This is a genomic window from Bartonella sp. LJL80 (assembly GCF_054871565.1).
In genome coordinates this window covers 1-23154 of the sequence record NZ_JBTXLM010000005.1, presented here as the reverse complement: position 1 = coordinate 23154, position 23154 = coordinate 1, and the positions used below count along the sequence as shown (strand labels likewise).

General features: G+C 50.1%; 17 protein-coding genes. 4 read left to right on the top strand and 13 right to left on the bottom strand.

All coding sequences use genetic code 11. From position 1 onward, the window contains the following. Positions 1–41 precede the first annotated feature (41 nt). Positions 42–1355, top strand: a complete 1314-nt coding sequence (gene tcuC / locus ACYSNS_RS09300; protein ID WP_461722879.1) for a tricarballylate/proton symporter TcuC — start codon at positions 42–44, stop codon at positions 1353–1355. Between the two features lie 58 nt (positions 1356–1413). Here the strand turns inward: tcuC and ACYSNS_RS09295 are convergent, their stop codons facing one another. From ACYSNS_RS09295 to amaB, 4 genes are all read right to left on the bottom strand, one after another. Beyond that, on the bottom strand, positions 1414–2844 hold the full coding sequence (locus tag ACYSNS_RS09295; RefSeq protein ID WP_461722878.1) for an APC family permease: 1431 nt from the start codon (positions 2842–2844) through the stop codon (positions 1414–1416). 57 nt (positions 2845–2901) lie between these two features. Then, positions 2902–4176 carry an NAD(P)/FAD-dependent oxidoreductase gene (locus ACYSNS_RS09290; protein ID WP_461722877.1) on the bottom strand — a complete coding sequence of 425 codons (1275 nt, stop codon included), beginning with the start codon at positions 4174–4176 and terminating at the stop codon, positions 2902–2904. A 156-nt stretch (positions 4177–4332) separates the two neighbouring features. Next, on the bottom strand, positions 4333–5556 hold the full coding sequence (locus ACYSNS_RS09285) for a pyridoxal phosphate-dependent aminotransferase (RefSeq protein ID WP_461722876.1): 1224 nt from the start codon (positions 5554–5556) through the stop codon (positions 4333–4335). Positions 5557–5791: 235 nt separating this feature from the next. Further along, on the bottom strand, positions 5792–7324 hold the full coding sequence (gene amaB, locus ACYSNS_RS09280) for an L-piperidine-6-carboxylate dehydrogenase (protein ID WP_461722875.1): 1533 nt from the start codon (positions 7322–7324) through the stop codon (positions 5792–5794). A gap of 110 nt (positions 7325–7434) precedes the next feature. On the opposite strand from amaB, the gene ACYSNS_RS09275 reads away from it, so the two are divergent. Continuing rightward, the gene (locus ACYSNS_RS09275; protein WP_461722874.1) at positions 7435–8409 is read left to right on the top strand and encodes a LysR family transcriptional regulator; all 975 of its coding nucleotides are present in this window, start codon (positions 7435–7437) and stop codon (positions 8407–8409) included. A 235-nt stretch (positions 8410–8644) separates the two neighbouring features. Here ACYSNS_RS09275 and hglS read toward each other — a convergent pair whose 3' ends face one another. From hglS to ACYSNS_RS09235, 8 genes are all read right to left on the bottom strand, one after another. Beyond that, on the bottom strand, positions 8645–10012 hold the full coding sequence (hglS, locus tag ACYSNS_RS09270) for a 2-oxoadipate dioxygenase/decarboxylase HglS (protein ID WP_461722873.1): 1368 nt from the start codon (positions 10010–10012) through the stop codon (positions 8645–8647). A 218-nt stretch (positions 10013–10230) separates the two neighbouring features. Next, positions 10231–11280, bottom strand: coding sequence for an ABC transporter substrate-binding protein (locus tag ACYSNS_RS09265; protein ID WP_461722872.1), 1050 nt, complete (start codon positions 11278–11280; stop codon positions 10231–10233). 24 nt (positions 11281–11304) lie between these two features. After that, complete coding sequence (locus ACYSNS_RS09260) at positions 11305–12423, bottom strand: NAD(P)/FAD-dependent oxidoreductase (protein WP_461722871.1); 1119 nt, start codon at positions 12421–12423, stop codon at positions 11305–11307. A gap of 10 nt (positions 12424–12433) precedes the next feature. Next, on the bottom strand, positions 12434–13792 hold the full coding sequence (locus tag ACYSNS_RS09255) for an FAD-dependent oxidoreductase (protein ID WP_461722870.1): 1359 nt from the start codon (positions 13790–13792) through the stop codon (positions 12434–12436). Beyond that, a complete protein-coding gene (locus tag ACYSNS_RS09250; RefSeq protein WP_461722869.1) occupies positions 13779–14093 on the bottom strand; it encodes a (2Fe-2S)-binding protein in 315 nt (104 codons plus the stop codon). The genes ACYSNS_RS09255 and ACYSNS_RS09250 overlap by 14 nt, the downstream gene beginning before the upstream one ends. Before the next feature lie 3 nt (positions 14094–14096). Further along, positions 14097–14891 carry an ABC transporter permease gene (locus ACYSNS_RS09245; RefSeq protein WP_461722868.1) on the bottom strand — a complete coding sequence of 265 codons (795 nt, stop codon included), beginning with the start codon at positions 14889–14891 and terminating at the stop codon, positions 14097–14099. Then, the gene (locus ACYSNS_RS09240) at positions 14888–15751 is read right to left on the bottom strand and encodes an ABC transporter permease (RefSeq protein WP_461722867.1); all 864 of its coding nucleotides are present in this window, start codon (positions 15749–15751) and stop codon (positions 14888–14890) included. The genes ACYSNS_RS09245 and ACYSNS_RS09240 overlap by 4 nt, the downstream gene beginning before the upstream one ends. Before the next feature lie 6 nt (positions 15752–15757). Next, positions 15758–16756, bottom strand: a complete 999-nt coding sequence (locus ACYSNS_RS09235; RefSeq protein ID WP_461722866.1) for an ABC transporter ATP-binding protein — start codon at positions 16754–16756, stop codon at positions 15758–15760. A 232-nt stretch (positions 16757–16988) separates the two neighbouring features. Here ACYSNS_RS09235 and ACYSNS_RS09230 point away from each other — a divergent pair, with 232 nt between their 5' ends. Beyond that, positions 16989–17783: an IclR family transcriptional regulator gene (locus ACYSNS_RS09230; protein WP_461722865.1), complete on the top strand. Its 795-nt coding sequence runs from the start codon at positions 16989–16991 to the stop codon at positions 17781–17783. A gap of 276 nt (positions 17784–18059) precedes the next feature. Here the strand turns inward: ACYSNS_RS09230 and ACYSNS_RS09225 are convergent, their stop codons facing one another. Further along, complete coding sequence (locus ACYSNS_RS09225; RefSeq protein ID WP_461722864.1) at positions 18060–20573, bottom strand: autotransporter outer membrane beta-barrel domain-containing protein; 2514 nt, start codon at positions 20571–20573, stop codon at positions 18060–18062. Positions 20574–21323: 750 nt separating this feature from the next. Here ACYSNS_RS09225 and ACYSNS_RS09220 point away from each other — a divergent pair. Next, positions 21324–22142: a M55 family metallopeptidase gene (locus ACYSNS_RS09220; protein ID WP_461722863.1), complete on the top strand. Its 819-nt coding sequence runs from the start codon at positions 21324–21326 to the stop codon at positions 22140–22142. Positions 22143–23154: the final 1012 nt, after the last annotated feature.

Sequence of the window (23154 nt, the reverse complement as noted above, 5' to 3'; positions counted from 1 at the left end):
AAACCAGCATTGTTAGCCTCTATTGACGTGAGGAGTTAGCAATGACGAAATCGAATAAATTCATGACGATCTTCCGGGTTGTTTCAGGCAACTTCATGGAAATGTTCGATTTCATGGTCTATGGCTATTATGCGTCTTATATTGGCGATGCGTTTTTCCCCTCCCACGACCCGACTGCCTCGCTGCTCAAGTCTTTTGCGGCCTTTGGTGTTGGTTTTCTTATGCGTCCGCTCGGTGCATTTGTACTGGGTGCCTATACCGATCGGGTCGGTCGCAAAAAGGGTTTGTTGCTAACGCTGACCCTCATGGCAACCGGTACTCTGCTTTTGGCGATTACGCCCGATTACGCCTATATTGGTGTGCTGGCACCGATGATCGTTTTACTAAGCCGCCTTTTACAAGGCTTCTCTGCCGGTGCAGAACTGGGTGGGACATCGGTTTATCTGGCGGAAATATCCAACAACACCAATCGCGGCTTTTATGTCAGCTGGCAGTCGGCAAGCCAACAGGTTTCGGTGATTTTTGCCAGCGGCCTTGGCGTGTTGCTGCATTCGTTTTTTTCTGTCGACTTTATCGCGGGATTTGGCTGGCGTATTCCATTTCTCATTGGCTGCCTCATCGTACCGGTGCTGTTTTACATCCGCAGTTCGATGATGGAGAGTGAAGTATTCGAAAAGAACAAATCCCGCCCCGGCATAAAAGAAGTTTTTCATTCCATTGTGGCTGACTATCCGGTCATTCTCCTTGGCATGATGATGGTGGGCATGACAACCGCGACCTTCTATCTGATCACCGCTTATATGCCCACTTTCGGCCGCGTAGAATTGAAATTAACGGCGATGGAAAGCCTGATCATTACGACTTGCATCGGGTTTTCGAATTTCTTCTGGCTGCCGGTCATGGGTTCTGTCAGCGACAGGCTGGGGCGCAAACCGATTTTGATTGCCGCTACAATCGGCACAATCATCACCGCCTTTCCGCTGATGTTGTGGCTGGCATCTGCACCTAGTTTTCCGCGCCTTCTCATCGTCGGCATGTGGCTGTCATTCCTTTATGGCAGTTACAATGGCGCCATGGTTGTGGCTTTGACAGAAGTGATGCCCGCCGCCGTGAGAGCCACCGGCTTTTCACTTGCCTATAGTCTGGCAACCACGATATTTGGCGGTTTCACCCCCTTCATCTGTACATGGCTCATCAATATGGCACGCCATTCGCTGAGCGCCGACCATGCCTGGATTGCCGATGCCATGCCCGGCGTATGGTTGACGGTGATCGCCTTGATGAGCGTGATTGCGGTTTTCGCACTCTATCGCATACGCAGCCATCTTTCCAATGCCCACACGGTAGAGCTGTGATAAACAATCAAAACTTGAAATGGCCGCTTTTTTTTCAAAAGGCGGCCATTGCGAAAACTTATTTCCTCACGCGCAGCGTACTGTTCCAATAGCCGAAAACGGCATAAAAAACGACACCGATACACGACCATATGAAGCAATAATAACGGGTCGATGCCGGCAGATTCCAGAACAAATAGATGCAGCCAAGGATAATGATCGGCCCGCTCAGCCACACAAATGGTACCTTGAACTTACGCGGAAGCTGCGGTGCGGTGATGCGTAGTGCTATAAGGCTGAAGCCGGTCGCGGTAAAAGCAATCAATGTGCCCGCATTGGCAAGTGCTGCAATTTCATCCAAACGGAAGATACCGGCACAGATCGAGATCAAAACTGCTGTAAACAGCGATGTAACAATCGGCGTACCGGTTTTGGCATGCACACGGGACAAAGCTTTCGGCAATAATCCGTCACGCCCCATAACGAAGAAGATACGTGTCTGCCCATAGAAATAGGCCAATATCACTGTGGGAAGCGTAATGACAGCGATGGCACCAATAATGGCGGCTGTCGTCCCTTGTCCCAGATTGCGCAAGATGAAGGCAAGCGGCTCGGTACTGGTGGAAAACTCTGTGTAGTGGCTGGCACCGACAGCAGCGACAGCCACCAGCACATAGACCACAATGCAAATAATCAGAGAGCCGATAATGCCGATCGAGAGATCGCGTTTGGGGTTCTTTGTTTCTTCCGCCGCTGTTGCTATCGCATCAAAACCGTAAAATGCAAAAAACACAATGGAGGCGGCGGCCATAACCCCGCTTTCAAAGACTTTGCCATGTTCAACAGTGACTGTCTTTTCAAAGCCATAGGGCATGAAGGGATGGAGATTATCGGCGTTGAAATAGGGAAGCGCAATGGCCACGAACAAGCCCAATGCAGCAATCTTTATGATGACCAAGATAACATTGACAATGGCACTCTCACGCGTGCCGATGATGAGCATACCCGTTACGGCAAAGACCACCAGAACCGCTGGCAGATTGATCAGTCCGCGTTGGCCGTCAATAGAAACCGTATGATAGCCGACCGTCAGCCAATAGGGCAGATCAATGCCCAAACCATGCAAAAAGCCCACCGCATAACCCGACCAGCTGACAGCAACAGTGCTGACGACCAAGGAATATTCCAAAATAAGTGCCCAGCCGACAAACCATGCCAGAAATTCACCCAAAGCCACATAGGAAAACGTGTAGGCACCGCCGGTGCGCGGAATTGCCGTTGCAAGCTCCGCATAGGCAAAACCGGCGCATGCAGATATGACGCCGGCAATAACAAACGATAGCAGAACTGCGGGGCCTGCGCGCTCTGCACCAACGCCGATCAGCGTATAGATGCCGGTGCCAATCGTTGCCCCAACACCCAAAGCAATGAGATGGGCCCAGCCCAGTGTCGGGCGAAGCTTGTTTTTAAGCTCGATTTGATATGGTTTTTTTCTGAATATAGAAATCATCCTTTTCCCCTTTTATTTTTGGTGGATGTCTATTACCGTCTGGCCCGAGGTCGGACTTTATCGACTGATACTTTTGACCAGCTGATTGGCAGCAAAAACAAAGCGGTAAAACCCTGTCATCAATGCACGATTTTTGACAATTTTTGGCTCACTCAACGGCATGGGCAGCGTGTCGTCATTGGCGCCGCTCAACAATTCGGCCAAAGCTTTTCCAAAAACGGTTCCCGGCGTTATGCCTCGTCCATTGTAGCCGATAGGCGTATAAAGATTGTCGGCCAGACGATGGATGCGCGGCAAATGGTCGGGTGTCATGGCGATGTTTCCATGCCAGGCGGATTCAAATTCAATCTCGCCCAATTCCGGGAAAAGTGTCTCGAGCCGCTTCCGCGCCCAGCGCTTTGACAAGCCGTCCAGCCCGCCAATGACACTGCCCATGGAACCCACAATGATGCGGCCGAAATTGTCCCTCCGGACAGAAAACATGATCGTGCCGGTATCCCATAGCCCCTGCCCTTCTTTAAGAATATGCGCCGCCTTTTCACCAAAAGGTTTTGTCGCCAGCTGGAAATAATGGATAACGGTGATGGTTTTTTGCAACTGCGGCCATAGGCCATCGGTATAGCCGTTTGTGCCGAGGACAACTTTTTTGGCCCTTACACGACCACGCGAGGTCATCAGGCACCACTGATCGCCGTCACGCTGAATTTTTTGAACCTCGACACCGGTTCTGATCCTTGCACCGGCATCTCGTGCGGCCCGTGCCAGGCCGCGCACATAGCCCATCGGGTTGATGGTTCCGGCGCGGTGGTCAAGCAGCCCGCCATAAAAACCATTCGTGCCGATTTTTTCTGCCGCCTCTGCGCGTGACAAAAGATCGACGGGTGCACCCAAACGGTGCCAATCTTCCGCGCGTCTTGCCAGATCCTCATAGCCTTTGGGCGAGTGGGCCGCGTGAATTGTGCCGCTGCGGTGCGGTTCACACGCGATTTTATAACGTTCTATCAAAGAAAAAACATAGTCGGGCGCGTTTCCCAACACATCAATCAGCTTAAGCGCAACGTCTTCGCCCATAAGCTCGGAAACCTGACGCGGAGGCAGCCACAAACCCGCATTGACCAAACCGACATTGCGGCCTGAACCGCCAAATCCTATCTGGTTCTTTTCAAGAACAATGCAATCCTGACCACGTTCGCTGGCATGGAGCGCGATGGAAAGGCCGGTAAAGCCGCCGCCGACTATGGCAATGTCGGCGGTTTGGTCGCCATCCATTTCAGCGGAATAATCACTTTCCTGCGCAGATTTATCCCATAAGGAAATTGGTTGTGTCGCCATTTTATGCTCCCATTTGTTGGACAGAATGGGAGGATCGACGCACTCTTTATGGTGCTTGAACTTCCATTATGTCTGAAGATTTCTACGATTGAATGCCTTGCCTTGAACCTATCCAATAAGACGTTTGCCATTTCGACAGACCCATGCAGAAGGCTATCAACCGTGTATAAGAAGTTTCTCGCTCGCAGCCTTTATTCGCTGCATAGCCTCTCGCAGCTCTTGTTCACTCGTGGCATATGAAATGCGAAAAAACGGTGCAAGACCGAAATAGGTGCCCGGCACAACTGCAACATCTGCGGCCTGCAACAGATAATCGCAATAATCGATATCAGTTTTTAAAAGCCTATCGTCGGGTGTTTTTTTACCTAAAATGCCGGAGCAATCGGCAAAGGTGTAGAATGCACCTTCCGGCTTTCGGCAGTTTATACCGTTTATAGTGTTCAGGACGTCGACAACCAGATCGCGGCGGTTCTGAAAGCTTTCGCAGCGCTGGCGGACAATGTCCTGCGGGCCATTCAAGGCCGCAACGGTGGCTGCCTGGCTGATGGATGACGGGCACGATGTCGACTGGCTTTGCACAACAGCCATGGCTTTTATCAATTTCTGTGGCCCCGCCCCGTAACCGATACGCCAACCTGTCATTGCATAGGCCTTGGAAACACCGTTGCATATGAGAATGCGGTTTTTCAACTGCGGCATCACAGCCGCGATGGTTGCAAATGTCCGGTTGTCATAAAGGATATGCTCGTAAATATCGTCGCATAGGATCCAAATATCAGGATGCTTTTCCAATACCTGCCCAAGCGCTCGAAGCTGCTCTGCAGTATAAGCGGCACCGGACGGGTTGGACGGAGAGTTCAACAATAACCAACGCGTTTTTGGCGTGATAGCGGCTTCCAGCTTTTCGGCTGAAAGGCAAAAGCCATCATCCTGTCCGCATTCGACAATATGCGGTTTGCCGCCGCAAATGGCAACGATATCGATATAGCTTGTCCAATAGGGCGCGGGGATAATCACCTCATCCCCATCGTTCAATGTCGCCATAAAAGCATTAAACAAGATCTGCTTGGCACCGGCTGCGACAGTGATTTGATCAACCGCATATTCAAGCGCATTATCGCGTTTGAATTTATCGGCGATAGCCTGTTTCAGTTCCGCTGTGCCGTCCAGTGCGGTATATTTGGTATCGCCCGCCCACATGGCCTTGGCGGCAGCTTCCTTGACGAAATCCGGCGTATCAAAATCCGGCTCGCCGGCACCCAAGATGATTGTGGGATGGCCTGCACGCTTGCGTGCTGCCGCCTCTGCCGTGATGCGCAAAATTTCTGAAACACCGATCGAAGCGATCCGTTGCGAGGGGGTGAAGGTATATTCTTGCATGCATTCCTCCCGATTGCCTGCGTGACGTTTTCTGCTTGCCCGACCGAAGGCTTATGCGTCAGAAACCGCAATTCCAAACTATATTCCGTTCAGTCTGATCAGCTCGGACCAAAAGTCCCTCATGACGACCCGACTGTTATTCGCACAACGCTTCTTTCCCGATAGGAGCCGGGGAAAAAACAGTCCGGGGGACTGTTTTTCCGGCGGATGCGTTACACACTTTTTGGGAAGCGCTTTAATCTGCCTGAATGTCGAATTTCACCCCTTGTGCCAATGGCATTTCATAGCCATAGTTAATCGCATTGGTCTGCCGTCGCATATAGGCTTTCCATGCATCTGAACCGCTCTCACGCCCGCCACCCGTTTCCTTTTCACCTCCAAAGGCACCGCCGATTTCTGCCCCGGAAGAGCCCATATTGATATTGGCGATGCCGCAATCGGAACCCACAGCCGAGACAAAACGCTCAGCCTCACGCATATCCGTGGTAAAGATTGCTGACGACAGACCTTGTGGTACAGCGTTTTGCAGCGCGATTGCCTCGTCAAGTTTGTCATATTTCACGACATAAAGAATAGGCGCGAAGGTTTCATCCACCATCGGGCCATTTTGCGCGAGCATTTCCACCAAAGCGGGGCGCACATAAAATGCATTTTGCGCCACACCTTCTTGATAGCGTCCGCCACCATGCACAGTGCCACCGGCCTTTCTTGCGCCATCCAAAGCCCGCTCCATCGCCTGAAAAGATCCTTCATCAATCAATGGCCCCACCAGAACACCATCTTCCAGCGGGTTGCCGATTTTCACATGGGCATAAACCTTTTTCAATTTGCCAATCAACGCGTCATAGACGCTGGAATGCACCATCAAGCGGCGCAGTGTGGTGCATCTTTGCCCCGCAGTACCTATCGCGCCGAAAGCAATAGCCCTGAGTGCCAATTCCAGATCGGCTGACGGTGTAACAATTGCCGCATTATTGCCGCCCAATTCCAGAATGGAACGTCCGAAACGTTTGGCAACATTCTGCCCGACAATGCGGCCCATGGCGGTTGAACCGGTGGCCGAGATGACGGGTACACGACCATCATTGACCAGCGCATCGCCTATTTTATAATCACCGATCAGCAATTGCGCCAAACCGGCAGGTGCCTCGTCAAAGGCGGCCACGACTTTTTCAGCAATCGCCTGCACAGCCAATGCCGTTAACGGCGCCTTTTCTGATGGTTTCCATAAAATCGTGTCACCGCAAACGAAGGCCAAGGCGGCATTCCAGCTCCACACCGCAACCGGAAAATTGAAGGCGGTAATAACGCCGACAGGGCCAACCGGATGCCATTGTTCCTGCAAACGGTGGTCGCAACGCTCCGACCCCATGGTCAAACCATAAAGCTGACGTGAAAGACCGACGGCAAAATCGCATATGTCGATCATTTCCTGTACTTCACCCAGACCTTCCGAGGTGATTTTACCCACTTCTATCGAAACAAGACGGCCAAGATCGTGCTTATAGCGACGTAATTCTTCACCCAGAAGCCGGACAAATTCACCCCGCCGTGGTGCTGGCACCTGACGCCAGATACGGAAAGCGGCGTCGGCTTTTTCAATCGCCTGTTTGGTTTCAGCGCCTGTGCTTTGTACGACTTGGGCGATGATCTCGCCGGAGATAGGAGAGGTTACGGCCAGATCGCCATCACGATAGAGATGCGGTGAAACCCCAATCTTTTCCAGAATTTTTCCGGTTTCAGCTTTCAAGTCATAATGATGTTGCATGGTCGCCTCTCTTGTAGTTTCTTCGTTGTGGCTATTCTTTCCCTATTCTTGTGGTAAAGAACAAATGATGGTAATTCATCACACCATGACGAAATGGAATGGAGGGGGACATGGCGTTATCGCGAAGCCTTATGCCGTCGTTGCAGGAGCTTACGGCCTTTGAAGCAGCGGGGCGGCATAAAAACTTCACCACGGCAGCCGACGAGCTTTCGCTGACACAAAGCGCCATCAGCAAACAGATCAAAAATCTCGAGACGACTTTGGGCGTTGTTCTGTTCAACCGCGCGAAAGGCCGTGTGGAACTAACCCCGCAAGGCGAGCGCTATCTGCAATCGGTCAGGCGTATTCTCTATGATTATGAAACGGAAACCCATTCCATCATTGCATCATCAGGGAGCGAGACAACATTGCGCATCGCTTCGATACCCACTTTGGCTGCACGCTGGCTTATTCCCAATCTTCCACAATTCATGGATCAGCATCCCGCGATTACCGTTGAGGTGACAACCGAGCTCAACCCGTTTGACTTTAATGAAAATCCCGTCGATCTGGCATTGCATTATGGCGCGCCGGTTTGGCCCTATGGCGAGCTGATCTATATGTGTCACGACGCGATCATCGCCGTCGGCAGCCCCAATTACATGAAGAAGCATGTTGTCAAACATGCAGACGATCTTGGAAAGACAGTCTTGTTACAACAATCGACACGTCCGCATATGTGGCAGGAATGGTCGGAGAAGGTCGGCTGCACACTGACAAATCCTTATCGCGGGCCGATATTCGACCAGTTTTCGATGACCATCCAAGCCGCTGCAGCTGGCATGGGTATGGCACTGGTGCCGACATTTCTGGTACAGGAAGAGTTGCGCAACGGACTATTGATAGCCTTGGATGAAGCACCACAATTCAGCAGTGGTGCGTATTACGTTGTCATACCCTATCGTTCACGGCACAATCCAGCCATCGACCCCTTTGTGAAATGGGTCATCAGCCTCACCCGTCCGCACTCCCGCCAACCGGCTCTGGCCGCGTCGGATAAGCAGGATGCCCGTACCTTTATCAATCCCTATGATAGTGACATCTGAGGACTGATAATTAGAGGCTGAAAGCCGGATGGAATGAACCATCCGGTTTAGAGCGCTTTTCGAACAGATAGCATCCGGCCGGCGCGTCTCAAGCTTTTGATTTGTCGCGGTATCTTATCCGATTGACTGATTCACATCAATCGGGAACCGCTCTAATATCAAGATAGCGAAAGCCAGCTTGATCTGCATGGCGCGCGCATTCGAAAAACACGGTCGATCAAACAGCGATATTTTTTTACCTCAAATCTTTCCAGACCTGCTCCAGCGACTGATTTTGCTCTGTCTCGTAAAGGTCGTCACTGTCGATAACATCGCCGCCCAAATCCGCTTTAAATGCGGCATAGTTTGCATTACCGGCAAAGTTTTTCTGGCTTTCATCTCCCAGATTGGACTGAAAGATACCGGCGGCACTGACGGGTAAGAAATCCTCATAAGTGATCGGCGTTGCCTCGACAAAACCGCCATCGATCAAGACTTCGATATCTGTGCTATCCGGTGCGCCGCTCTTACCCGTCACCTTGTAATGGAAATAGGCAAACCGCTCGCGGCGCAGGATCGTTTCATCGTCGGGGAAAGCTGCAAACTTGGCTTTCAGCTGCGTCATATATTCATGTGCATTGCTGCCATCACCTTTTAGTTGCACCGAAGCGCGCGTTTCCAATAAAAGCTTGTCGTAAAGCGCCCGCCCTTTGGGTGTGAGCGCGGCACCCCTTTGTTCAATCTCACCGAAGCGCGCCGTATGCGTACCATTCTGGCTTGTTTCACCCGAAGCTGTCTGGAACGCAATCGGTTCCTGTAACGCCCTGAAACTCGTCTGCCGCAAAAATATCGGCACATCGCGATGCGGCGGCCCTTCAATAACCGCTTTGGGTGCGATGCCTTTTTTCGGCATCCCTTCCTGCACGGCATCAATGTCAAGGGTGCGTGGCGTCAAATGGTTGATGTGAGGCCCTTTGAAACAGACAATATCCGCAACCAACGGATGGGCTGCCCGGAATTGCTCGTAAGTCTCGGCGCTGACGGTAGCCTCGCTATGCCAGCGAAATGTTTCCAGTGCTTCGGCTACAAACTGTCTGGCATCCGCATCTGCAAGCCCGCCTTGCTTTTCCGCCTTTTCAATCAGCTGCAAACATCCGTTGGTAAAAATGTTGCGGCGGGCCAGAATTTCATCGGCCTTTTTTGCAAGCGCCGGGCTTTCCAACAGGTCGGTTCGTAAAAGCGACGTAAAGACACGGAATGGGTTTAACCGGAGTGACTCCTTGCCATAGGGGCGGAATGCCGTTGAATGGATCGGCATGCCCGCCACGGAGAGATCGTAATAGCCCACGGGAAACATACCCATGACGGCAAAGAGCCGCTTCATCGTGCCAAGCTCTTCGCCCGTACCAATGCGGATCGCGCCATGTCGCTCCAAGTCCAGACGTTCTTCTTCTTCATTTTCACGGATACGCCGGTCAAGTTCAGGATCGCGCTTGCGCGCTTCATCATTCACCTCGCGCACCAGATCCACCAGAACGCCATATTGTGGAACTTCCTTTTTGTACATTTCCGACATGGCCAATGAAAAATAGGTGCGGATAGTATCTGGCGAAACCAGCTGCATAACGTCTCTCCCTCGTTTATAAGTGCATTGCCGCATTTGATGGGGCCGCATTTGATAGCAATGCAGCCTATCGCCCCTTGAAACCTTCTTGAAGCGACAAAACGGCCTTCGTCCATTCCATATTGGAATGATGCAGATGAATGCATTCCATTAAAAAGGGAGGGCTTTGCCTCCCTTTGTTTCTACCGTCGTGGCTTATCCATGATGTTTCAGCAGATTTAACGTTCAATCCGCCGGTTCCAACGATTATTCCATTCGGGGCGCTTCGCGTTGATGGCATCCCAATTCAAAATGACGGTATTTTTGAGATAGTCGTTGAATTTCTGCAAATGGTCTTCGGCTTGCGCTGTGGTTGCATGAACGGTCTGGTTGGACGGCAAGACGTTGCCATGGGCAAGTGCCAGACTTTGGGCTTCAGGCGAAAGAATGTAGTGGGCAAGTTTCTGCGTCAATTCCGGTTCGGAATTTCTGGCGATAGCGCATTCTGCAACCATCAGCAGCACCGAGCCTTCCTTTGGCTGTGCATATCCGACATCGATGCCTTTTTCCTGAAAATTGGCCGCCCCTGTGGGCGTGAGAGGAAAAATGGCCGCCTCGTTGGTTTGCACCATTTCCGATATTTTCGCTGAATTGGGAATATATTCAATGACATTGGGGGCGATCTTTTCAGGAAAAGCCTTGAAGCCCGGTTCGACGTTATTTTCATCACCGCCTTCGATACGGTTAAACATCAGAAAGGCATGCAGCCCGAAGGATGAAACCGAAGCCGATTGGAACACCACCTTGCCCTTGAATTTCGGGTCGGCCAAATCAATCCATGATGTTGGTGCCGGCCAATGCTGCTCGGCAAACATTTTCTTGTTATAGCCAAGGCCGGTCATGCCCATATCGATACCAATGGCCATGCGGTCCTTCATTATGGCCGCGGGTGCCAGCTGTTTCAACACCGGTGCATCATCGATCGGCTGGCATAGGCCAGCGCTGATAGCGCGGTTCATGACGCCATCATCCAGAAAGATCAAATGCATTTGCGGATTATCTTTTGCAGCGACAGCCTTAGCCATAATATCGGCAGACGTGCCGGGAACAACGACGATGCGAACATTGTTTTCCTTTTCAAAAGGCGGAAACACATATTCGCTGAAGGCACGCTCGAAGTTGCCACCATTCATGCCGACATAAAGCGTTTTCTGCTGTGCTGCAGCCTGCGTGAAAGGCAGGCATATTGCGAAAATTCCCGTTGTCAGAAAAGTTGATTTTAAAGTCATATCATTCCCCTTTGCTCTTATTGTTCAGCTGTTTTTAAAACGGTCGATCTTAAACCCTTGAAGATCGACCGGTGATTTGCCCGTGGCGATGAGTTCGGCAATGACCGATCCAACACCCGGTGCAATTTGAAATCCCGCACCCGAAAAGCCGAAGGCGTGGAAAAGGTTTGGCGTTGTCCGGCTTTCGCCGATTACCGGCTGGTGGTCGGGCATTTCGCCCTCGGTACCAGTCCAGCTGCGAATAACCATGGCATTGCCCATGGCCGGAAACAGTGCGCGCATGTCGCGCATCAATGCCAGAATATTTGCCGCAACCGGTCGCGAGAAATCTCCCCCTTGGCAGGGTATACCGCGCCCGCCACCCGCCACCAGATTGCCGCGCTCGACCTGACGGCAGTAAAAGCCGCCGCCCTCCTGCCCCAGACTTACCGGAATCTGTGGTGCTACAGGTTCTGTCACGACCATCAGCGGATAGATTTTTTTTAATGGCACCGTTTCATCGAACCAACCGGCCACAGTATTAGCCCATGCGCCCGCGGCATTGACCAGAAATTGCGCGCGAATTTCCATTGCTGTTTGTGTTTTCACCACAAAACAATGGCCATGATATGCGGCACTCTCCACGCAGGTCTGTTCATAAATATCAGCTCCTGCCGCCTGTGCAGCGCGCGCAAAAGCCGGAGAAACCAGACGTGGATTGGCTTGCCCGTCCCCCGGGCAGAATGATGCCCCCGACACCGCGCCCTGTAACCAGGGGAAGCGCTGTTTTACTTCCAGCCCATCGTAGAGTTGCAGGCCCAATGGAAAGTCTTTGACGCTTTCGGCATAATGTTGCAGCTTTACAAAAGCCGCATCGCTGCGGGCGAGTTTTAAATGGCCGCTGATCTGATACTCGCCATCGGTATGGATAAGTTCCGGCAAACGCTGCCAGATATCATAGGCATATTGCGACAGGGCCATTTGCACCGGTGCGCGCCCCTGCCGCCTGACACCGCCATAATTGACGCCACTGGCCTGCGCACCGCAATAGGCTTTTTCTAATAGAATGACGGACAGCTTTCTGCGTGCCAGAAACAAAGCCGTTGCAGCTCCTGCAAGCCCGCCGCCGATAATCACCACATCACATTCTTGTTTTACCGACATGCAGCACCGATCACCCTTCTTTAATAGAAAGCGGCTTGATCGGCGGTTGCGCACGCAACCGCCCTATATCTTCAACTGCACAGGCATGGTCGAGGCGCAAAAGCTCGGCCAGCGCAGCGCCGCACATACGCCCCTGACAACGCCCCATGCCCACACGGCTGACCGCTTTGGAGCGGTTCATTTCCCATTGTTGGTAGAATTGCTGCCGGTTACGGATATTAGCAATGGTGATCTCTTCACAGCGGCACAAAACCAGATCGTCAGGTACTTGCGCCATCCAGTGAAGCGGGAAAGGAAAGGCTTTGTCAAAGGGCTTTCTTGCATGGCGCAGTTTCTGTCGCTTGTTGATAAGTACGTGATGGCGCTTGCTGTCGTAAGAGCGGCCCATATCGGCCAAAACTGACAAGGCGGCGATTTCTCCCGATAGTTCGGCAGCGTCTGCCCCTTCAATCGACGCCCCATCGCCGGCCAGATAAACATCATTGCGCGATGTACGCGTATCCACACCGCTCTTGGGCGCCCATGCCCTATCCTGCGGGTTAAAGGCAAATGTCACACCGGCAAGATCAGCCAGTTGGGTTTCAGACCGAAGGCCGAAATTATAGGCAAGTGCCTTGGTCGCTATTGTATGGATTGAGCCGCCTTTTTTAAATGTGACGGCTTCGATACACGCCCCTCCCTGTGCTGTGACCTGTTGCACACCACTGATAATGTCTACACCGGCAGCCTTGAGCTTCACCGCATAGGCAAGGCCACGCCAGATTGTGAGAAAATCATGCATGGCTGCGGCGATAAGATGGCGTTTTGTTGCCATGGGCGCGGTATCAAGTATGGCCCTGACGCGCGCTCCCGCTTTCATATATTGATAGGCTACAAGATAAAGCAGCGGGCTTGCACCCATAAAAACAATATCGTCGCTGACAAGTGTTGCTTGCGCTTTCAAAGCCGTTTGTGCGGCCCCCAAAGTGTATACGCCGGGCAGTGTCCAGCCTTGAAATGGCAAAACCCGGTCTGTCGCCCCTGTTGCCAAAATCAACCGGTCAAATGGCATATCGTCATGCGTGCCATTGCCGCTCAAATGCAGTGTTTTTTCCTGCAAATGCCATACGGTGGTTTGCGGGTGATAATCGATTGCGGGGCTCAACCGTGTAAAGAGCCTATGCAACCTAGCGGCTTTGTGCGACTGGTCGCCGTAAAGGGCTACTTTCGGCCGCCCGTCACCAACAAAACTTTGCCGATAGATCTGCCCGCCGCATTGGCGTGCCTCATCGATCACAACAGGGGAAATACCGGCCTCAACCAGTGCATGCGCCGCGCGTATTCCAGCCGGTCCGGCCCCGACAATGACAATTTTCTCATGCTTCGCCATGCTGTTCAGCCTTCTCGATCATGAAATGCATATCCGGCTGCAACAATGTGGTGCATGCCCGCACACGGTGCCCATCGGTCAGGGCGACATAACAATCCTGACACACACCGATAAGGCAAAAACCGGCGCGAGGTGTTTTGTTGAAGTCACTCAACCGCACATGGCTGACAACACTCAAAATAGCCGTCAACACCGTGTCACCGCTATAGGCTTCATAGGCAATACCGTTGATCCAAAATCGGATAGGCAGACGGTCGCAACAAACGGCCAGACGCTTGAAACGCGAGCGACATGGTTCCATCGTTCAGCCCTTTCCCACCAATAGCCGATCCAGCCCGAACAACCGGTCAATGACAAACATGGCGATTGCTGTCAAAACGATCATCAAAGCGGAAATAGCCGCCATCATCGGGTCTATGGATTCGCTGGCATACATATACATGCGCACCGGCAAGGTGTAGGTTGTTGGTGACGTGATAAAGATAGACATGGTCAGTTCATCGAAACTGTTGATGAAGGCCAGCAGCCAGCCGCCACAAATACCTGGCAACAGCAAAGGCAGCGTTATACGGCGGAAGACTGTCCACTCGCTTGCGCCCAATGTACGCGCCGCATGTTCGGCATTTTCATCAAAGCCATTCAGCGCCGACAAGATCAACCGCATGCAATAGGGGGTGATAATGGTCACATGCGCCAAGATCAACCACGAGAAAGATCCGGTGACGCCGATCAGGGAAAACAGTCGAACGAGTGCCACCCCCAATACCAGATGCGGGATAATGAGTGGAGAAAGGAAAAGCGCATTCAACGCGCCTGCACCGGCAAACCGATAGCGGGAAACGGCCAATGAAGCAGGAACAGCAAATAGCGTAGAAAGCGTTGCAGCAATTCCCCCCAATAACAGGCTGTTGCCAAAAGCATCGACAAACAAGGCATTGTCGAAAATGGCATAGAACCACCGCAAAGACAGTCCTGCCCATGGCATGGACAATGTGTTTTCCGGCGTGAACGCCACCAGCACAACGACAACCAGCGGCAACAGCACAAAACAGGTAATCGCGGTATGCAATAACAGGGCAAGCGGGCCATTGCGTATCATTGATAAAGCTTTCTTTTGGCTCTTGTTTCAACATATTGGTTGCAGCCAACCATGATGAACAGAATGGCAATCAGGATGATGATGGAAATGGCGGCTCCTTGCGGCCAATTGAGATCAACCATAAACTCGTCATAAACAACGGTAGCCGCCATTTTCAGCCGTCGTCCGCCCAGAAGGCCGGGAATGGCGAAGGAACTCGCTGAAAGGCTGAAGACCAGTAAACTGCCCGATAACAGCCCAAGAATGGATTGCGGAAGGACGATGCGACGAAACGCGGTAAACCGCGATGCGCCAAGCGTCAGGGCTGCTGCTTCCAGCATGGGGTCGATCTTCTGCAACGATGTCCATACCGGTATCACCATGAAAGGCAGCATGATATGAACAAGAGCGATGATGATGGCATATTCGGTATAGAGCAACGATGTCGGTGCAAATCCCAAATATGACTGCAACACCCCCCAGCCGCCTTCGGAACCCAATACCATGCTCCAGCCAAACGCGCGCACAACCACCGAGACCAATAATGGCCCAAGAATAATCAGCAGGAAGATGGAGCGCCAAGGCGCACGCATACGTGACAGGATGTAGGCTTCAGACCCACCGAGAATGATACAAATCACGGTGGTGATGAGCGACAATTTGATGGTGCGCCAGAATATCTCCAGATAGTAACTGTCGGTTATGACCACGACATAGTTGGCCCATGTATAACTGTCCTGCACGCCCTTGTTGTAATCGAAGACATTGAAAGACAGGATAGTGACAAGAGCCAACGGCAAAAGCACCATGCCGGTAAACAGCAAAAGGCTTGGGAACGCCAATGCCCATGGAGTGAAAGATGAGGGTTTCGCCTTTGCCATCTGCAATCACCCACCCTGCCTGACCGTAATGACACGACAATCGGTGTCTTCCCAAGCAATGCCCACTGTTTCACCTTCGAGGGGCGGCAGCGTGCCGACATTGGGCAGGCTGATGGTGAGCAACCCGGCGGGGCCATCGACATTGACCAGCCAGTTGGCGCCGAGGAAATAACGGTTGACGACCTGCCCCTGCAACCGCGCATGATCAACATTCACAAGCCGTAATTTTTCTGGCCGGATGGTGATGGCCTGTCCGGCTGCAATCGCGTCTACAAAGCTACCGCTTAGCACATTGGATTTGCCGACAAAGGCGGAAATAAAATCATTCTGCGGATTTTCATAAAGTTCGTAAGGTGAACCAACCTGTGTGATGGTGCCTTTTTCCATCACCACCACACGATCGCTGATCGAAAGCGCTTCGGCCTGATCGTGCGTTACCATGATGGTGGTAATGCCGACTTTTTTCTGGATACGCCGCAGTTCAAATTGCATTTCCTCACGCAATTTCGCATCAAGGTTTGATAGCGGTTCATCGAGCAACAACACCGGCGGTGCAATCACCAAGGCGCGGGCAATGGCCACCCGCTGCCTTTGGCCGCCCGACATTTGGCGCGTATAGCGGTCATGCAGGTGGTCGAGTTGCACCATATCAAGGATTTTGCGCACCCGTTGCTGCCGTTCGGCTTTGGCGACGCCACGCATTTCCAACCCGAAGGCGACATTTTCGCTCACCGTCATATGGGGAAAAAGCGCGTAACTTTGAAAAACGACACCAAGCCCGCGCGCTGCGGGCCGCAGCCTTGTCATGTCGCGGCCATCCAATATAAGCTTGCCCTTTGTCGGTTCCACAAGGCCGGTCAACATCTGCAAGGTTGTTGTCTTGCCGCATCCCGATGGCCCCAACAAGGATATGAACTCGCCCCTTTCAACATTGAGCGAGAAGTCCTTCACCGCCGTAAACGAACCATAGATCTTCGTAAGCTCTTGCAATTCCAAAAAAGACATTGGCGCTCCTCATACCTGGCCGGAAGGCCGGTTTGTTCCGTGTTTTTAGGCTGACGCGAGGGGGATTTTCCCAATGACCGTTCGCCGCATTTTTCAAAAATGTGGCACAACTTCTGGAATAGCTCTAATTAAAAATTCAATTTACAGAATAAATTTTTTAATTATTCTGTATTTCAGAATTCTATATTTAATTTTAGGAATTTAATTTTATTTTTCGTCGTAAAGAGGTTTTATGAATAGCAGTTTGAACAAGTCGCTACATATTCTACGTTATCTTGCCAGTGCGACCAAGGATGGCGCACGCATACAAGACATAGCCGCTGATGGCGGGTTGACTGCTTCCTCGGTGCATCGTCTTCTCTCCTCATTGGTGGAAGAGAAATTTGTCGAACAGGTCGAAGGTTCAAAACGTTATCGCCTATCGCTCGACTTCTTTCTGCTGGCAGCCAATGCTGCCCATGGCGACAACTTGTTGCAGATTGCGCGCCCCTCGCTGCTCAGGCTTTCAGCCACGCTCAATGACACGGTGTTTTTGATGGTGCGGCATAATTTTGATGCTGTCTGCCTTGATCGTATCGATGGCCCGTTTCCCATCCGCTCCTTTACCGGCGATATTGGCGGGCGTGTTCCGCTCGGTATTGGTCAAGGCAGCCTTTCCATATTGGCATTCTTGCCAAAAGAGGAGCAGGATGCCATCATCCAGTTTAACATGCCGCGTATTCTTGACCGTTCCAATATGGATGAAATCGACCTGCGCACGACCATCAAATCTGTGCATCAAAAGGGTGTAGCCCATTTCAATTTCCAGCTTATTTCGGGTATGGCCGGACTTGCCGTGCCGATTTTGGATAATAATGGCTATCCGGTCGCAGCCTTGAGTGTTGGCACTCTAAGCGACAGGCTGAATGACGAAAGAGCGACATTGATGCAGCAGCTTTTGCAAAAAGAGGCAGTGCTCATCGGCAACAGGCTCAACCCTTTTGATCGGACATTGCGCAAACCGATACAAGCCCTCCGCCCCCTTTAGCGTTCCCATTCAACCGATACCGTCATCAGAATGCACTTGAGTCAGAACCTATCCATGCAAAAATGGATAGTAATTTGTGTAAGTTAGCGGTTTGGTGCGTTTTAACATTCGGCCTCTATCACGCATGAAAACCCGACCAGTCTAGATCTGGTCGGGTCCGGCAGATTGGGTGTCTGCCTAGAGCAGCCTTAGATGGATCTAAGGGGTCAAATCGATCCTAAAACTACTCATCTCCAACGGTATAATTCCATAGACCGCTGCGTAATCCAGACAGCTTTAAAATTGCTGTCTGTAGCCCGCATTCAACTGCCACGCATTAAAGGTGCCACCGATGGCATAGTTGGCATCCATGTAAAGGTTTTTGTTCTTATCAACCTGAACATTCATGCCGATACCATTATCCCACCAGCCTGTATCAAAACTATATTTTTCGACGAATGTGTTATTGAAAGTATAATCCGTATCTCCGTCGAATTCTTTCAGATAACCCGTCTTAAAGTAGAGATCGACCGGATTGCCATCATTGACAAGTGAATACCCAAAGACCGCACTCGCACGCCCCAAAAGGCTATCATAACTGCCAAGTTTGGTACGAAGTCCATTGCTCGAACTGATCGTACCACTGCCCATATGCGTCCAGGTCAACTGAACCTGTGGTTCGACATAAAGACCAAGCTTGCTTGTCCGATCCTTGTAGAAACGCTGCCCTATCTCAGCACCAAGCGCATAGCCATCCATGTCGCCATCGCCATTCACACGATACCCATTGACTGTCTTGGTGTCGAAGTCATTTTCTGCATGGAGGTATTTGGCAAGTGCATCAACATAAAAACCATTTTGATGCTTATAGGTCACATAGGCACCAATGTGGTATTGCTCAGCATCACCGTCACCGATTTTGAAGTCAATATCACCCTTGGTATAGCCGCCCATAAGGCCAACAAACAAATCCGCTGCATGGTTATTCAGCTCAATGCGCTTATCAACACCGCCCTGTATGCCCCAATAGGTCATATCAAAGCCGGATAGCCGGTCTCCTGAAAACTGGTCAAGGCCGCCACCAAAGCTGCGCATCCACACCTCACCATCCTTGTCAGGTGAACGACGAAGTTCGCCCATACGTTGAAGCAATGTCTGGTTCTCGATAAAGCCCAAATAATAGTTCACGTTCAAGAAATTTGCCGAATTGTCTGCCGTATTTGTCAAAGGCGGTGTCACCGGAGGGCTTGGAGGCGTTACCGGCGGTGGATTGGGATTAACCGGTGGTTGCGGCGTCTCTTTGTGAGACAAATACCAGTTGCCATCGGCATATTGGCTCAAACCATAGACATATGGCCCAACATCAGCACCAGCACTGCTAAAAACCGCATTGTTATCGGATTGGTTAGTACCTATAAAATCGACGACTTTTAATTCTTCGGTGCCGGTATAGCCACCAGTGCGATTATCGGTAAACACCATTTGATGCGAACCTGCGCTACTTGAACGAATTTCAAGCAGATCACCAAACAAAGCCGTCGGTGCCATGTCGGTGCGCAGGTTGAACAAACCATTGCCAGAAAGATTATCAACAGACAATGTTACCTTATTGGCATTCGTCACAGCAATAGTCTGGTCACCAAGTGAAGCTTTGGCGTTATGACCAAGTTTCAAATCCGTCACATTCGAGCTTTGCCACATCTGCCAATGACTGCTTGCACCATCAATATCAAGCTTAATCACACCGCGATCAGCAGCTGTCGCAGCAGTGAGCTCTTTATTGGCATTACCGGTCAACCTCGAGCCATCGCTCATATGAAGGTCGATAACACCTTGTCTGTCAGCGATCAAATCACCGGTCACGGCATACTTAGCTGGCATCAAAGTTCCGTCCGGCTTCTGCGAAGCAATAAGCGACTCCAATCCGCTAGAGTACATCGCGTAGCTGCCCTTGGTCACATCAACCGAAACATTCGTGTCGCCGGTCAAATATACCTGACCGCCCTTGAAGGAATTGGTCACTCCTTGATAGACAACGTCTCCATCTTGCGTAACAATTCCGTGGGCACCCTGCCCTGTTGTCGTAATATTCGTACTACTTAATGTAATAACACCAGTCCTATTTGCGAAAACGGCAAAAGCATCCTTGCCCGATGTAATTATTTGGCTCCCATTTCCAATACTAATTTTGGGAGCATTGCCGAGAGGCATAGAAGCGCTGCCAGCAGTATTCGTTTCATTGCTACGGCCACCAGCATAAACACCATATCCTGCTGCATCACTGACGTTGTTGCCATCACCTTGTGTTTCAAGAATAGCATATTTACCTATATTCAACGTTGCCGGGTAATCCAAATTATAGCCAATGTTCACACGTGCTGCTGAACCTGATTGCGAATAAAGCTCAGCATAATCACCAACATTTAGAGTCGCTTGTGTATTGATGGTTATATTAATTGCGTCACTAGAATAGCCATTGGCATGAATTATAAGTTTATTAGGAATATTTGCTACAAAACGGTTACGATTTATTTGTATTCCATCAGCGGCCATACCATTGACCGTGATATCGAGTATCCCAGAAGTAATCGTAACGTCTTCATCGAGATAAAGACCATGCCCCTTTGCTCCGGTACCCCTACCATTCATGACAACGGTAACAATATTCAAATCGTTGAGTTTTTTTCCGAGTGAAGAATTATTTCCATAAAAATCATATGACGTGGCTGAATTAGCTGGATTAAGTAAAGTTCCTCCACCACAACTTGCCTCTGTCGCATTTACCAATGTGCATGGCAGATTTTGCGCCATAGTATGTGAATGTGTGCCTACTAAAGAAAATAAGCTCACGCCTAAAAACAACGTTGTCAGTTTCAACCGCTTATTGAAAACAGAATTTAGCTTAAAATCTGCATAAGCTATTGAAAAATATTTTTTATTTAAATTCTTGGGGGGGGGGGGGGGGGGGCAAATTTAATCACAAGAGTAACCCACCCTTTATCCCAACAACTGCCCAATGCAATTGTCCCAAACCCAAAAATAAAAAACCAAACCGCCAAAAAGCGATTCGATCATTTACGCTTGCTTTTAACCATAAGGTCACGCAACGACATATGAGTCAAGTTAAAAAAGAGATATATTTACTATTCTCTTATAATTATTTGTTTCTTTTTCATTTATTTTAATAATAAATGAAATCTTATCTACATTGAATGTCATTAATTATCGGTTTCAATATATAATATATAACAAATATCTATATAAATATGCAATATTAAATAAAATTAAAGTATAAATAAATAATACAAATTTTATAATAAGCAATAAAATCAAAATTATATGATTAATATTTTATTTTATAAAATTATTTATTGGAATTTATGTTTTGAATTCCTAATCAAAGCATGCGATATCGTGCGCGAAAATGTGAGCGTTTCAATGGCGCTCCACGGTTGCATCAAGCGGTCGAAATCTGGCATAGTTTTCAAGCTATTTTATCATATTGTTGCCTGTGTCCATCATGCATGGCCATGGGCTTCTAAAACAAGAAAGTACAATTTCATGAAGCTCTTCATCTCTGCCGATATCGAAGGTGTCGCCGGTGTTGTTACAAGCCAGCAATGTACCCCGGGAAATACCGAATATGAACGCGCCCGGCGCTTGATGACTGAAGAGGTGAATGCCGCCATTCTCGGTGCATTTGAGGCTGGTGCAAGCGAGGTGGTCGTCAATGATTCCCATGGCCCCATGGTCAATCTTTTGCCCGAACTTTTGCACCCTGAAGCCGAATTGATCCTTGGTAAACCCAAACCACAAAATATGGCTGCGGGCTTGAATGAGGGGTTTGACCTCCTCTTCCTAACCGGCCATCATGGCGGGGCAAGCCTGAACGGTGTTCTTGCCCATACCACCAACGGGAAAGCTTTCCGCGCCATCTATCTTGGCGATCACCGTCTGGGCGAGCCGGGTATCTATGGGGCCTATGCAGGCGAGCTGGGAATTTCCGTTGGTCTTGTTACCGGTGATGACTGCACAAAAGAGCAAAACCTACCGCTTTTTCCGCAAGCGGAATTTGCTGTGGTCAAACACGCCTTGGGTAATCGCGCGGCACGTTCGCTTTCACCGATAAAAGCGCGAGAGCTCATTCAAAAAGCAGCTTTTCAGGCAGTTAAACGCCGTAGCGAGATCAAGCCCTTTGTCCTCACCACACCTTTTCTGGCACAATTTGTTGTTTCGATACCTGCACTGGCAGATCAGGCTATGCATTTGCCGCCTGCCAAACGCATTGATGCCGTCACTGTAGGGTTTGAATGTGAAACAGTCCGGGATGCAATTGGCTGGATGTCTGCACTTTCCGCACTTTCATTCTCGGTTTTATAGGATAGCAAAACGCTTTCCCGTTTTACCTTACAACATGAACAGCGAGCGACAAAACTTGTCGCTTGCAATCATATTCGGGAGCCTCTTTACGACAGCAAACATGGCTGAAAGGCTAGGGTCAGGACCTATTAATTTGACTGATATGGCACAATAACAGCAAAAAGATGCGCGAAGGAAAGCGAAAGCCAAGTTGTATGCTTAGGTATGAGCTTTTCTATCATGCAGATTGAAGCTGTTTTTGTGTCCCTTCGGAATATGGTCAATTTTGCTGATAATTTTGTCGAAGCCCCTTGAAAATATTCATATTTCCTGCGGCTCTTCTCCTCGTTCTCAACAAAATTTTCTCATACCATTTCGTTCAAATAAATAGGTCCTGACCCTAGGACAATTCCCGAAAAGTTTGACGCCGTTTTTCATCGGGTCATGGTTTCACTCTAATTCTGTGTTTTTTCGTCTTTTTCCTCACCTAAAAGTCTATCAGCTTCTGTTGGCAATGCTCTGACGAACCCTTTTTACATCCTATCAGGATTGGAACTGTTTTTCCCTTAAGGTAAAACACACTATTCGCTTTTGAAAATAGATTTCGTTCTCTAGAGCAGAGTCACTTGAGTGAGGTCATGGGTCTGCTCTCATCCATTGTTTTTACGCGGTTCTTATCCTAAAACCGGTTTCCACTTTTTGGGAACCGCTCGACTAGAGTAAACCTTCTTTTTTTGGGGGCATGGATTTGCTCCAGATTTTTTATTTGTCGCATTGTCCAACGAAAAAGCCGATTCAACTTTTTCTGGAAATGCTCTAGTGCCAAGTTCTGCAACGGTGGTGCTGTTATCCGTTTGCGCTCAGACATCAGTCGTATGAGCCTGTTGCTTGCAACGTGTTATTTTCTTTTTTTTGAAGGATAGTCACAACACGAAATAGCGGTTTCCGGGGGAAAAAAGCCATAGATACCCCCTACCCCATGGGGTCATCTCTTTTGAGACAACACACCATGAAGCAGGGGCATCCATAGCCA